The following is a 13,257-nucleotide window of genomic DNA, read 5'->3' on the forward strand; positions in this document are numbered from 1 at the left end:
TAGTCTCTTATTTCTCTAGTTCCTATTGAGTGAATAAGTAGAAATTATCGGAGTTTTTTTAACGAATTTGTTATTATGTAGATCGATATGGATGACAGAATAATGTTAATCTACCGATATTACTTTTACATTCAAAGCCTTTTGAACGGGCGTCTGTTCAAAAGATAACGCTTGTTTCAGTGTACTATAGGTAGGGACATTTCCTAAACTAATTCCTAGCGTAGTAATCTGCTGGGCCGTGTCAGGACTAAGTCCAGAAATGGTTGCTTCAATGCCAATGAAGGAAAGGATTTTAGTTAGTTTCATTAGTTCATGCACCACCTTTGTATCGATAGAAGAAATACCAGATAAATCAATGAACAGATGATTAATCCCTTCCTCTTTGCATTTAACAGGAACAACTTCAAGAATAAATTTTGCTCGTAAGCTATCGATGTCTCCGACTAATGGGAGGACCCCAATTGATTCTGTAATCGGAATAACAGGGACGCTTAATTGTTGGATTAATTCCTGTTGAGAATGAAGCTTTTGCTTTGTGAAAGCGTGATACATGGTTGTGAATTGATTCGTTAGTCGATCAAAAGTAAAGTGAAATTTTGAACTCCATTGTAATATTAATTCAGTTGGTATATTTTTTTGTTCAAGGATAAACTGTTCAATAGAGTCCCATATAACTTGTCTAGTGATACTTAATGCCTGCAAAACTTCGTGAACTGGTGTGCCTAGTTCTACTCTACTTTTAGCTACCTTATTTGCCCAAAGCTCTAGATTTTCAGCAAAAATGCTCTCATCTTCTAGAAAAGCGCTCATAACAGTTTGGATTGTATACGTATGCTGTTTGGTTAATAGCTCTGCAACAGATGAGGAAGTATTCTTTGAATAAATAGATCCTGCTTCCCCGTCTTTAATGGAAAACCAAGTCTTTGTGATGGATGGAGCTTGCTCCATCACATATTCATAAACGGATTGATTGGTAAGGGACATTCTGTTGTATCCTCTCTTTTTAGTGTTAACTCTATTATAATAGATAAATGGAAAATTGACTCTGTAAAAATTCTTGTGGTTATTGAGCAAAAGGGAGCGTTTATTTTTTCTTGAAAATTCATAGGTCTTATTGTTAGAAGAGGTTATGTTCTTCTGAAACAGGAGACACTCGACTCCTGTGTGAAGGAAGAGGGGCTGTGAAAGCAATGGGCTTTATGAGGAGTGAAAATAAGCCATAAATGCCATTTTTCATAAGAAATTGGTTTTGACGGCGAAAATAGCCTATAATATAATGAATACGTTATGGATAAAAACGAGGTGAATAGTGTGTTTGATCGTCTTCAAGCTGTAGAGGATCGTTATGAAAAGCTTAATGAATTATTAAGTGATCCTGAAATTGTGAATGATACAAAAAAACTGCGTGACTATTCGAAAGAGCAATCGGATATTCAAGAAACAGTAGAAGTTTATCGTGAATATAAAGAAGTAAAAGAACAGCATACGGAAGCTAAAACGATGCTGGAAGAAAAGCTAGATCCAGAAATGCGCGAAATGGTGAAGGAAGAGCTAGATGAAACGGCTGCGCGTATCGAAGAATTAGAAGCGCGTTTAAAAATTTTGTTGATCCCTAAAGATCCGAATGATGATAAAAACGTTATCATGGAAGTAAGGGGAGCAGCTGGCGGAGATGAGGCTGCTTTATTTGCAGGGGATCTTTTCCGGATGTATAGCCGTTTTGCTGAGGCGCAAGGGTGGAAAATGGAAGTCATTGATGCAAGCTCAACAGGTGTTGGTGGCTACAAAGAAATCATCTTTATGATTAACGGAAAAGGGGCATACAGCAAATTGAAATTTGAAAATGGTGCCCACCGTGTACAGCGTGTCCCAGAAACAGAATCTGGCGGTCGTATTCATACATCTACTGCTACAGTAGCGTGCTTGCCTGAAGCAGAAGAAGTAGAAATTGAAATACATGAAAAAGATATTCGGGTTGACACATTTGCATCTAGTGGACCTGGAGGACAAAGTGTTAATACAACGATGTCTGCAGTCCGTTTAACCCATCTTCCAACAGGCACTGTTGTTTCCTGTCAGGATGAAAAATCACAGATTAAAAATAAAGAAAAAGCAATGAAAGTATTACGAGCACGTGTTTATGATAAATTCCAGCAAGAAGCACAAGCGGAATATGATCAACAACGTAAATCAGCGGTGGGAACGGGGGATCGTTCAGAGCGAATTCGGACGTATAACTTCCCGCAAAATCGTGTAACAGACCACCGTATTGGATTGACTATTCAAAAGCTAGATCAAATTCTTCAAGGAAAAATGGACGATATTATTGATGCGCTTATTTTTGAAGAACAATCTAGTCGTTTGGAAAGTGCTTCCGATGTGTAAAGTATTCGAAGCCCTAAAATGGGCTTCTTCTTATTTAAAGGAGCATGACAGGGAAGAATACGCAGCGGAAATCTTACTTAGGCATTCATTGCAAGTAAGTAGATCAGAAATGCTCGTTAAATTTCGTGAAGAGATGGAAGAAGAACAACTGGAAAGCTTTAAAAAGCTGATTTATTTACATGCCCAAGGACGGCCAGTTCAATATATTATTGGACAGGAAGAATTTTATGGACGAGCCTTTACTGTAAATAAAGAAGTACTTATTCCTCGTCCAGAAACTGAGGAGCTTGTTCAATCTGCGCTTGCACGGATAGACAGGCTGTTCGGGAAAAAAGCAGCCTTAAAACTAGTGGATGTCGGAACAGGAAGCGGTGCGATTGCAGTAACAATGAAGCTTGAAAATCCTTCGTTGCAGGTAATAGCTACAGATCTATATGAAGTTTCGTTAGCTGTAGCAAAGCAAAACGCTGAGAATTTAGGCGCGGATTCTATTGAATTCATACAGGGAGATCTTTTGCAGCCATTTATTGCAAAGGGGCAAATGGTTGATGTTGTCCTCTCCAATCCTCCATACATTCCAAAAGGAGACATCGTGACAATGTCTGATGTTGTTACCGAGCATGAGCCACATAGAGCACTATTTGCTGGAGAAGATGGTCTTGTTTTGTATAAAAGACTCTGTGAAGAATTACCTAATGTTCTAAAGGATAAAGCTATTATTGGATTTGAAGTAGGTGCAGGACAAAGCAAATCAGTAGCGCAGCTCTTGCAAGCAGCATTTCCCCAAGCAAAAGTAGAAGTGCAATTTGATATTAATGGCAAAGATCGAATGGTATTTGCAGAAGTAGGATTTTGATTTTGTTTCATTCTGCTTTTTGGTTGACTTTTAGAAAGACATATTCCATACACATGTTAAGGTGTGGGATGTGTCTTATTTTAGTTGGTGGGAGTGTAGGAGTTGTAAGTGAAGTTGCTGGACTCGCAAGTAAAAGTGGGAAAGTCGCAAGAAAAGTTGCCGGACTAGCAAGTAAAAGTGGGAAAGTCGCAAGAAAAGTAGCCGGACTCGCAAGTAAAAGTGGGAAAGTAGCAAGAAAAGTTGTCGAACCTGCAAGTATGGTATGGAAGCGCAAGAAAAGTAGCCGGACTCGCAAGTAAAAGTGGGAAAGTCGCAAGAAAAGTAGCCGAACTCGCAAGTAAAAGTGGGAAAGTCGCAAGAAAAGTAGCCAAACCTGCAAGTATGGTATGGAAGGGCAAGTAAAGTTGCTAGACTCGCAAGTAAAAGTGGGAAAGTCGCAAGAAAAGTAGCCAAACCTGCAAGTAAGGTATGGAAGCGCAAGGAAAGTAGCCAAACCTGCAAGTAAGGTATGGAAGCGCAAGGAAAGTAGCCGGACTCGCAAGTAAAAGTGGGAAAGTCGCAAGAAAAGTAGCCGGACTCGCAAGTAAAAGTGGGAAAGTCGCAAGAAAAGTAGCCAAACCTGCAAGCAAACAAGCCAACCTCACAACTAAAATCCAACGTATCTAAATAGAGTATCCCCCAATGCAGAAAAAATTAATTTTACTAGTTTAAGATTCTATTAATCTGTCCACACTGTGTTAGTGAAGGGGCGGTGCTAAAGATGAAAAACAAACCGATGGCAACTATTTATTTATTTGTACTTATTCTAACAACTATTATGAGTTTATATATTCCAAAAACTGAAGTAGCAGCAAATAATGAGGTAATCATTCCGAATGATGCGATTCGTCTTAGAATCTTAGCAAATAGTGATTTAGAAGAAGATCAGGCATTAAAAAGAAAAGTAAGAGATGCTGTAAATGAAGAAATTACAAACTGGGTTTCTGAATTGACTTCCAAGGAAGCTGCTAAAGACTTATTAAAAGCAAAGTTACCAGAGATTCAGCAGATTGCAGAAAGCGTAGTAGCGGAAGAAAATGCTAAGCAAGCAGTGGATGTTACGTTTGATAAAGTAGATTTTCCAACGAAGCTGTATGGTGAGTTCTTATATCCAGCAGGTCAATATGATGCAATTCTTATTACTTTAGGAGAAGGGGAAGGTGCTAATTGGTGGTGTGTTCTTTTCCCGCCATTATGCTTCCTAGATTTTTCTAACGGAGTAGCAGTAAGTGATGGATTTGAGGAAGAAGAAAAAGCAGATAAAGAAAAAAATACCAAAGTAGAGACAGTCGAAGACAAGAAAGCTGAAAAGGAAAAACCAGCAAAGGTAGAAAAGAAAGTGGAAGAGAAAGAAGATCCTGTATTTGTTAAAGAGGAAGAAGAGGAAGTAGAAGTGAAATTTTTCTTAGTAGAATTATGGGAAAAGATTTTTGGATAATAGACAATGAATTGGGAAGATGCTTGTTAGAGAGCATCTTTTTTTGTTGGTTGAAGATATTGCCCAAACAAAAAAGTTAAGTAAATATACCTAATTCATCTTAAACCATTGACATTTTTCAGATAGTTAAGTATTTTGTATATAAACATAAAAGTTTCCCTAAGGAAACAAATTGTCTATCGGTGATGATTTTTGTGATGATGAAAAGGGGGAATAACAATGTGGAAGTTTGTGTTAACAGGATTAGTAATAACATTCTTTTTTTTAACGGGTTGTTCAGCTGAATCAACCGGGTCTAAGGAAGATGGTAAGCTTGCGATTGTTACTACAATTGCACAAATTGCAGAACCAATGTCGGTAATTGGCGGAGATAAAGTAGAGGTGAATAGTCTAATGGGACCTGGTGTAGACCCGCATTTATATACGGCTACCCAAGGAGATATCCAGAAAATGGAGGGTGCGGATATTATCTTTTATAGTGGGTTACATCTAGAAGCGAATATGGTAAAGGTCTTTGAAGAGATTGGGAAAACAAGACCAGTTCTTGCTATTGGAGAAGTTAACCCAGAGGAAAAACTTTTAAAGGAGGAGGAAGGTGCAATTGATCCACATATATGGTTTGATATTGATCTATGGAAGGAATCACTTGATGCAGCAACCAATGAGTTAAAGAAAGCTTTACCGGAAGATAGTGATTATTTTGAAAATAATAAGCAAGCGTATTTTGAAAAATTGGATACATTGAAGGAAGAAGCAAAAGCTCAGTTGAAAACATTGCCAGCAGATAAACGTGTACTAGTTACAGCGCATGATGCATTTGGCTACTTTGGAAGAATGCTAGATATTGAGGTTGTTGGATTACAAGGTTTAAGCACGGAAGCGGAAATTGGATTATCAGATATAGAGGAGACTATTCAATTACTAGTGGAGAATCAAGTTCCTGCTGTATTTATCGAAAGCAGCATTAATCCAGCTTCCATCAATGCAGTCATTGAAGGAGCCAAAAAAGAGGAACTCGATATAGAGCTTGGTGGAGAATTATTCTCTGATGCGATGGGAGATGCGGATACGGAAGAAGGAACTTATATAGGGATGTATGAACATAATGTTTCCACCATCTATGAAGCATTGAGCAGAGGAGTGGAGTAAGATGAAGTCAGTTCTTACTGTGGAGAATGTATCAGCAGCTTATCGGAAAAATGAAGTGTTAACGGATGTTAGCTTTCAAATTAAACAAGGAACCTTAACGAGTATTGTTGGTCCGAATGGTGCTGGAAAATCTACGTTGCTAAAAGTACTGCTAGATCTCATCCCTAGTATTACTGGTAAGGTTACATTTTTTGGCGAAAAGTATAAAACAGCAAAATCGAAAATTGGCTATGTTCCTCAGCGGGGATCTGTTGACTGGGATTTTCCGACAAATGCTTTAGATGTCGTAACAATGGGGCAATACGGAAAAATCGGCTGGTTAAAGTGGCCGCAGAAAGAGCATAAGCAAAAAGCATTGGCAGCGTTAAGAGAAATGAAGATGGAAGGATTTGCAAATCGGCAAATTAGCCAGTTATCAGGTGGGCAACAGCAACGGGTATTTCTCGCCAGAGCTCTTGCCCAAGATGCGGATCTTTATTTCTTAGACGAACCATTGGCAGGTGTTGATGCAACGACAGAAAAAGCAATCATGGAGACTTTAAAAATGTTAAAGGAGAGTGGGAAAACAGTGATGGTTGTCCATCATGACCTGCAAACCGTCGAAGAATATTTTGATCATGTTCTCCTGCTAAATAAAACAGTAATTGCGCATGGACCAACCCATTTAACTTTTACAAGAGAAAACATTAGGAAAGCGTATGGAGGTACATTGCGTTGGATGGGAGAGAAGCGATAATGTTTAGTTTTCTCTCTTATAATGCCCAATCGGTTTTATTTAGTACATTCTTATTAGGAATGGCAGCTGGTGCTATTGGCAGCTTCGCTTACTGGAAAAGACAAAGCTTAATGAGTGACGCGCTTTCTCACGCAGCACTTCCAGGAGTGGTACTTGGCTTTATGATAATCGGAGAAAAAAATCTTTTTGTGATGATTATTGGCGCAGCAGTTACTGCTTTATTAAGTGCTTTTTTCATCCAGTGGATAAGAAACTCCAGCCGAGTCAAGGAAGACGCGGCAATGGGAATTGTTTTATCCGTCTTTTTTGGCTTAGGGATTATGCTTTTGACATTTGCTAATCGGATGCCTGGTGGCAATCAAAGTGGTTTAGATAGTTTTATATTTGGGCAAGCGGCCTCCATGGTATCCAAAGATGTTTGGACGATGATGATAGTAGCTCTAATCGTCCTTTTCATAACAGTTCTCTTGTTCAAAGAATGGAAAATATTTTTATTTGATCCTAGCTTTGCTAAAGGCTTAGGCATATCGATTACTAAGATGAATGCACTATATATGGCGATCCTTGTGTTAGTCATTGTTGTTGGGATTCAGGCAGTTGGTGTTATATTAATGGCAGCTTTGCTAATAATTCCGAGTGTGAGTGCGAGATATTGGACGGAATCGTTCAAAGTGATGGTGATTCTTTCCGCTTTGTTTGGCGGAAGTGCGGGAATGGTTGGGACATTGCTTAGTACAATTGGCAAAGGATGGCCGACTGGACCCTTCATTGTAGTAACGGCCTCTTCTGTTTTTCTTGTGTCCTTATTTTTAGGAAGTAAGAAGGGCTTGGCAGTTGTATTTTTTCAACAAAAAAGACAGAGGAAACGTATGGCACTATTAGAAATGACGAAGGAGGTAAAACAATAATGAGCTATACTGGTTGGATATTGTTAACTGCCTCATTAGTTGGATTGAGCTGTGGTCTTATTGGTGTCTTGTTAATTTTAAGAAGGATGGCGATGATGGCAGATGCTATAAGCCATACCGTGCTTTTGGGAATTGTATGTGCCTATTTAGTTACTAGGGAATTAACGGGGATCCATATGTTGATTGGAGCGGTTGTTACGGGCTTGATTACGGCAATTGTTATCCAATGGCTCCATACACGAGGTGTACAGCAAGAGGCTTCGATTGGCATTGTCTTTACAACTTTATTTGCGATAGGTGTCATTTTAATTGCAACAAAAGTGGGAAATGCTCATTTAGATGTGAAGCATACCTTGATGGGAGAAATTACGTTTATCCCATGGGAGATAATGGAGATTCCGCTCCTTGGAAGGATACCAGAAGCAGTTGTATTACTAAGCATTGTTTTAATAGTGGTTGTCGTTATTATAATAGCTTTCTATAAGGAATGGAAAATAACTTCATTTGACCCAGCACTTGCAGCAAGTTTGGGCATTCCTGTTATCTTTATGCACTATTTATTTATGTCTTTAGTGTCATTAACAACGGTTGCTGCTTTTGATGCAGTTGGGGCAATTATGGTAGTAGCGATGCTGATTACTCCTGCGGCTGCCGCTTATTTATGGACAGATCGACTATCCATTCTATTTCTATTAAGTAGCAGCTTTGGAATTATGTCCGCATTTATTGGCTATTATCTTGCGGTATGGTTAGATACCTCCATTTCAGGGGCAATGGCCTTTTCTACAGGAATTATTTTTATGGTCAGTTTTCTTTGTTCCCCAAAATATGGAGTTTTAGCAAGGGGCTTTATAGGTAGAAAAAAGACGGCGAACATATAATATTAGTTAAAGAGATTGTCTTAGAAGTACTCTCTTAAAAATGGGCTTTAGATAAAGCATTCTTTTTGAGAAGCGTACTTTTAGGATAGTCTCTTTTTGATTGGACGGAATAAGTTTTTTGTAATACGCTTGCAGTATTTTGTTTAATCAAATAATAAAAATTTATCAGAAAATTATAGATTTTAAAGGAAGTCCTATTGTATAATCAAAGCATAAATTAAACACAAATGTACAGTGGGTAAATTTTAAACAAAAGTGTTCAAAAAAAGGGGCGCGTGATAATGGAACTTGCATGGAGAAATATGTTTCAGTCATTAGCAAAGAATAAATCCGCAAATAAACTAGCTCGCAAATATGGTTTACGCTTTGGAGCCAGACGATTCGTTTCTGGTGAATCTATTGTGGAAGCGATTTCGAAGGTCGCAGAATTAAACAAATCCGGCAGAGTAGTTACACTTGACCATCTGGGAGAATTCGTCTACACGAAAGAAGAAGCAAATGAATCAACCAGCATGTCTTTAAAAACGTTAGATGAAATTCATGCATCAGGGGTCCAATCTCATTTATCGGTGAAAATGACATCACTAGGATTAGATATTGATAAAGACCTATGTTTGAACAATATGCGGAAAATTGTTTCCCGTGCAAAGCAATACGGAAATTTTGTTCGTATCGATATGGAAGACTATGCTCATTGCCAAATAACAATCGATATTTATGAAGAGCTCCGTCGAGAATTTGAAAATGTGGGTTTAGTCATTCAAGCTTATTTGTATCGTACGGAAGAAGATATGAAACATTTAAATGAATTAAAGGCAAATTTACGCCTTGTTAAAGGGGCTTATAAAGAGTCGCCAGATGTTGCCTTTCCAGACAAAAAAGACGTAGATGAAAATTATAAAAAAATCATTGAAATGCATATGCTAAATGGAAATTATGCAGCGGTTGCCAGCCATGATGAAAAAATTATTCAATTCACAAAAGAGCTTGCTAATAAGCATGGAATAGATAAAGACAAGTTTGAATTCCAAATGCTGTATGGCATATGTGAGGATTTGCAAAATAAGCTAGTGAAAGAAGGCTACAAAGTAAGAGTATATGTTCCATACGGAAAAGATTGGTTCGGCTATTTTATGAGAAGATTGGCCGAAAGACCAGCAAATGTATGGTTTGTTCTTAAAAATTTGTTTAAATAAGCAATGCTGTAAAGCGTGCTCCCTTTTATTTTTAAATGTTAATAGATTGAGAGAATGATGGAAGAAGATTAACTCAATAAACGAAAAGGAGAAATGAACATGACAAACATTACGAGTATCCCAGCCTATAAAAATGAGCCATTTACTGATTTTACTAAGATTGAAAACCAACATGCACTAGAAGCGGCAATTCAAAAAGTAAAAGGGGAATTAGGAAAAACATATCCACTTGTAATCGGGAAAGATAAAATTATGACAGAAGAAAAAACAGTCTCGATTAATCCGGCAAATGTCGATGAAGTAATCGGAGAAGTGAGCAAAGGGAATAAAGAATATGCAGAAAAGGCAATGAAAGAGGCATTACATACATTTGAGACATGGAAGAAAGTAAAAGCGCCAGAGCGTGCTGAGTATTTGTTTAAAGCGGCGAAATTAATGAGAGAAAGAAAGCATGAATTTTCCGCTTACTTAATCTTAGAGTCAGGGAAGAATTGGGCAGAAGCAGATGCGGATACAGCAGAAGCAATTGACTTCCTTGAGTTCTATGCAAGAGAAATGTTACGACTAAGTGAAACATCGAAAAATCAGCCACTATACGCAACAGATGGTGAAGTGGATAATAAAATTACGTATATTCCGCTTGGTGTTGGCATTGTTATTTCTCCATTTAACTTTCCGCTGGCTATTATGGCGGGAACAACAGTTGCTGGTGTAGTTTCAGGAAACACTGTTATCTTAAAGCCTTCCGATAATACGCCTGTTATAGCCGCAAAATTTGTTGAGTTAATGGAAGAGGTAGGATTACCAACGGGAGTCATTAATTACCTTCCAGGAGATAGCTTGGAAGTGGGCGAATATTTAGTAGAGCACCCAAAAACACGATTTATTTCCTTCACTGGTTCCCGAGCAGTAGGATGTCGGATTTATGAACGTGCATCTGTTGTGCAGCCTGGTCAAATTTGGTTAAAACGTATTGTTGCAGAAATGGGCGGAAAAGACGGCATCGTTGTTGATGAAACAGCAGATATTGACGCAGCAGCAGAAGCAATTGTGGCGGCGGCATTCGGTTTCCAAGGGCAGAAATGTTCAGCAGGCTCTAGAGCTATCATTGTTGATTCTGTATACGATCAAGTAGTGGAAAAGGTAGTGGCACGTACAAAGAATTTAACTATTGGTCTTCCAGAGGTAAACGCATCAGTAGGACCAGTTATTGATGAGAAAGCATTAAATAAAATATTAAGCTATATCGAAATTGGCAAAGGGGAAGGGAAATTAGTAGCAGGAGGATCCCGTGCACAAGGAAATGGCTATTTTATTGAACCGACTATTTTTGCTGACGTTCCTGCCGATGCTCGTATTATGAAAGAAGAAATTTTTGGACCAGTATTGGCTATTTGCAAAGTCCCTGATTGGAAAACAGGTATCGATGTATATAATGATACCGATTATGGATTAACAGGCTCTTTCTTTTCATCTAAAGAAGACAGAATCCAATACGCATTAGAAAATCAACATTGCGGCAACCTGTATATTAATAAAAAATGTACAGGAGCACTAGTAGGAGTACATCCATTCGGTGGTTTCAATATGAGTGGAACAGACTCTAAAGCAGGAGGATTCGACTATCTTCTACTCTTCACCCAAGCAAAATTAAGTACGAGAAAAGTAATGTAATAATAACAATCAATTAAATAAGCGCTTAACAAGCTGTCTCCTTTAAAGAGAATCACAAGAATAGTACTAGAAAGAAGTAAAAAAACTTCTGTGTATGAATCATTCACGTGCGACTCCCTTTAGGAGACAGCTTTTTTTGATACATTTCCCTCTTATTGGAAAGGCTGTTTTCTATATAATGGTTGATTTTTCAAAAGGGAAAACAAATTAATTAGGAATACGAAAACAGCCATTGGAAAAAACGATTATTTAATGATAAATTATCAATAATAAGGAAAGAAAGGATTAAGCTATGTTTACCGATTCACAACTGGAGATAGAAACTTCGTTTATCATCCTCTCAGATCATGAAAAAATCAGCAGACTAGCAGATGTGCTACTCAATTATTCCTATGCCGTTATCGAAAGTGAGCAGCTATATACGATTGGCAAAGAAGAGCAGTATCTTTTATCAGCAGGGGGTAAAAGTCAAACAATTAAAACATGGCTGCAGGCAAGTGGAATATTGCCATCAGCTGTTATTTCATGCGAGGAGATTAATAAAGAAGAGATCGATTGGATAAGACCCGTTATTATTAAGAAGGAAATGAATTATCAAGGAATTGTGACCGCTACTGCGAGAATTCGGTCATTGCAAAAGGAAAATAGACATGTCACAACTTATTTTGAAACATTGGCAGAAACGGTTAATGATGCAGTAACAGCTGTAGATAGGAACGGAACAGTCTTCTACTGGAATAGTGCGGCAGAGGATACCTATCATATAAAAAAAGAAGCAATTATAGGTAAAAAAATTGGAGAGCATTTTGATTCAGAATCCATTCAATTACATAAGATTCTAAAAGAGGGTAATCCGATTAGAGGAACTTATCATCGGCCAAATGAACATACCCATGTATTAATTAACGCTTCCCCTGTTCTTGTTGAAAATGAAATAATTGGTGGTATTTCAACAGAACGGGATATAACCAAGCTCATTCGTTTAAATCAGGAGTTAGATTCGAATTCATCGTTATATATACAAAAAGAAGAGCCATTTTCCTCCATTCAATCTGAAAGCAAGGAGGTAAAAAGGGCAGTTGAAATTGCTCAAAAAGTAGCTTCGGCAGAGATACCAGTTTTGATTAACGGAGAAGCAGGCACAGGTAAGGAACAGCTCGCACAGGCTATTCATTATGGTGGATCTAAGAGGAGTAAACCGTTTCTATCTTTAAATTGTTCAACAGTTCCGAAGGACTTAATCGAAATGGAGCTGTTTGGCTATCAGAAAATGGCCTTTGATTCGAGAGATACAGAAGAAATGGAAGGAAAGATGGAGCAGGCAGAATCCGGAACATTGTTTATTGAAGAAGTGGATAAAATGCCACCTCCTGTTCAGGAAAAACTTCTATATTATATGACAAATCAATCTTTTGCTAGAGTTGGAGGAGAACAGCAGAAAAAAACGGCAACAAGATTAATCCTATCTTCTACCCAGCCTTTAGGGGAGTTAGTAAGAAAAGGGCTGTTTAATGAAAAGCTCTATTATCAAATTAGTATTATCCATATTGAAATTCCACCACTCCGAAATCGGAAAGAGGATATACCCGTTTTAGTTAGCGATTGCATGAAAAAGTATAGCGAAAAACACAATAAAAAAGTAGACAAAATAAATCACCAAGCATTGCATATTCTATGTGCATATGATTGGCCAGGCAATATAAAAGAACTAAATAATGTGATAGAGCACAGTGTATTGGTAAGTGAAGGCAAAAACGAAATAATGCTGGAACATATCCCTGCTGAAATTGTAGAAAAGTATAAAGTTTCTATTCGAGAAGAAAAAGGGAACAAGGAAGAGGATGAAATGCAGCGCATAGAAGAGGTACTCAAAAAAACGTATGGAAATAAGAGTGCTGCAGCTACATTGTTAGGAATCTCCAGAGGAACGTTATATAACAAAATAAAAGAGTTTGGTTTAAAGTAAGAAAATCTAGCATTTTTTTTGCACCCTTT

Annotated in this window: 12 protein-coding genes; 11 read left to right on the forward strand and 1 reads right to left on the reverse strand. The window is 37.9% G+C overall.

Going from position 1 to position 13,257, the window contains the following annotated elements:
* Positions 1 to 105 precede the first annotated feature (105 nt).
* Entirely contained in the window at positions 106 to 984 is an 879-nt protein-coding gene (locus tag ACWNMZ_RS21320) for an STAS domain-containing protein (protein ID WP_048718863.1), read from the reverse strand.
* A 327-nt stretch (positions 985 to 1,311) separates the two neighbouring features.
* Here ACWNMZ_RS21320 and prfA point away from each other — a divergent pair, with 327 nt between their 5' ends.
* The 11 genes from prfA (at position 1,312) to ACWNMZ_RS21375 (ending at position 13,228) form a co-directional block, all read left to right on the forward strand.
* A complete protein-coding gene (prfA, locus tag ACWNMZ_RS21325; RefSeq protein WP_031538940.1) occupies positions 1,312 to 2,385 on the forward strand; it encodes a peptide chain release factor 1 in 1,074 nt (357 codons plus the stop codon).
* Complete coding sequence (gene prmC / locus ACWNMZ_RS21330) at positions 2,378 to 3,241, forward strand: peptide chain release factor N(5)-glutamine methyltransferase (protein ID WP_048718865.1); 864 nt, start codon at positions 2,378 to 2,380, stop codon at positions 3,239 to 3,241. The genes prfA and prmC overlap by 8 nt, the downstream gene beginning before the upstream one ends.
* A 68-nt stretch (positions 3,242 to 3,309) precedes the next feature.
* The gene (locus ACWNMZ_RS21335; RefSeq protein ID WP_449598889.1) at positions 3,310 to 3,540 is read left to right on the forward strand and encodes a hypothetical protein; all 231 of its coding nucleotides are present in this window, start codon (positions 3,310 to 3,312) and stop codon (positions 3,538 to 3,540) included.
* 461 nt (positions 3,541 to 4,001) lie between these two features.
* The gene (gene spoIIR, locus ACWNMZ_RS21340; RefSeq protein WP_031536734.1) at positions 4,002 to 4,718 is read left to right on the forward strand and encodes a stage II sporulation protein R; all 717 of its coding nucleotides are present in this window, start codon (positions 4,002 to 4,004) and stop codon (positions 4,716 to 4,718) included.
* A gap of 219 nt (positions 4,719 to 4,937) precedes the next feature.
* The gene (locus ACWNMZ_RS21345; protein WP_031536733.1) at positions 4,938 to 5,867 is read left to right on the forward strand and encodes a metal ABC transporter solute-binding protein, Zn/Mn family; all 930 of its coding nucleotides are present in this window, start codon (positions 4,938 to 4,940) and stop codon (positions 5,865 to 5,867) included.
* 1 nt (position 5,868) lies between these two features.
* Positions 5,869 to 6,603, forward strand: coding sequence for a metal ABC transporter ATP-binding protein (locus tag ACWNMZ_RS21350; protein ID WP_251629616.1), 735 nt, complete (start codon positions 5,869 to 5,871; stop codon positions 6,601 to 6,603).
* Positions 6,603 to 7,511, forward strand: a complete 909-nt coding sequence (locus ACWNMZ_RS21355; RefSeq protein ID WP_251629633.1) for a metal ABC transporter permease — start codon at positions 6,603 to 6,605, stop codon at positions 7,509 to 7,511. Before ACWNMZ_RS21350 ends, ACWNMZ_RS21355 begins: the two co-directional genes overlap by 1 nt.
* On the forward strand, positions 7,511 to 8,392 hold the full coding sequence (locus ACWNMZ_RS21360; protein WP_251629614.1) for a metal ABC transporter permease: 882 nt from the start codon (positions 7,511 to 7,513) through the stop codon (positions 8,390 to 8,392). Before ACWNMZ_RS21355 ends, ACWNMZ_RS21360 begins: the two co-directional genes overlap by 1 nt.
* Positions 8,393 to 8,673: 281 nt before the next feature.
* The gene (locus tag ACWNMZ_RS21365) at positions 8,674 to 9,588 is read left to right on the forward strand and encodes a proline dehydrogenase family protein (RefSeq protein ID WP_251629611.1); all 915 of its coding nucleotides are present in this window, start codon (positions 8,674 to 8,676) and stop codon (positions 9,586 to 9,588) included.
* 99 nt (positions 9,589 to 9,687) lie between these two features.
* On the forward strand, positions 9,688 to 11,262 hold the full coding sequence (pruA, locus tag ACWNMZ_RS21370) for an L-glutamate gamma-semialdehyde dehydrogenase (RefSeq protein ID WP_251629609.1): 1,575 nt from the start codon (positions 9,688 to 9,690) through the stop codon (positions 11,260 to 11,262).
* Between the two features lie 292 nt (positions 11,263 to 11,554).
* Positions 11,555 to 13,228, forward strand: coding sequence for a sigma-54 interaction domain-containing protein (locus tag ACWNMZ_RS21375; protein WP_031536727.1), 1,674 nt, complete (start codon positions 11,555 to 11,557; stop codon positions 13,226 to 13,228).
* Positions 13,229 to 13,257: the final 29 nt, after the last annotated feature.

The sequence above is a fragment of the Niallia sp. Marseille-Q9988 genome (genome assembly GCF_976954375.1).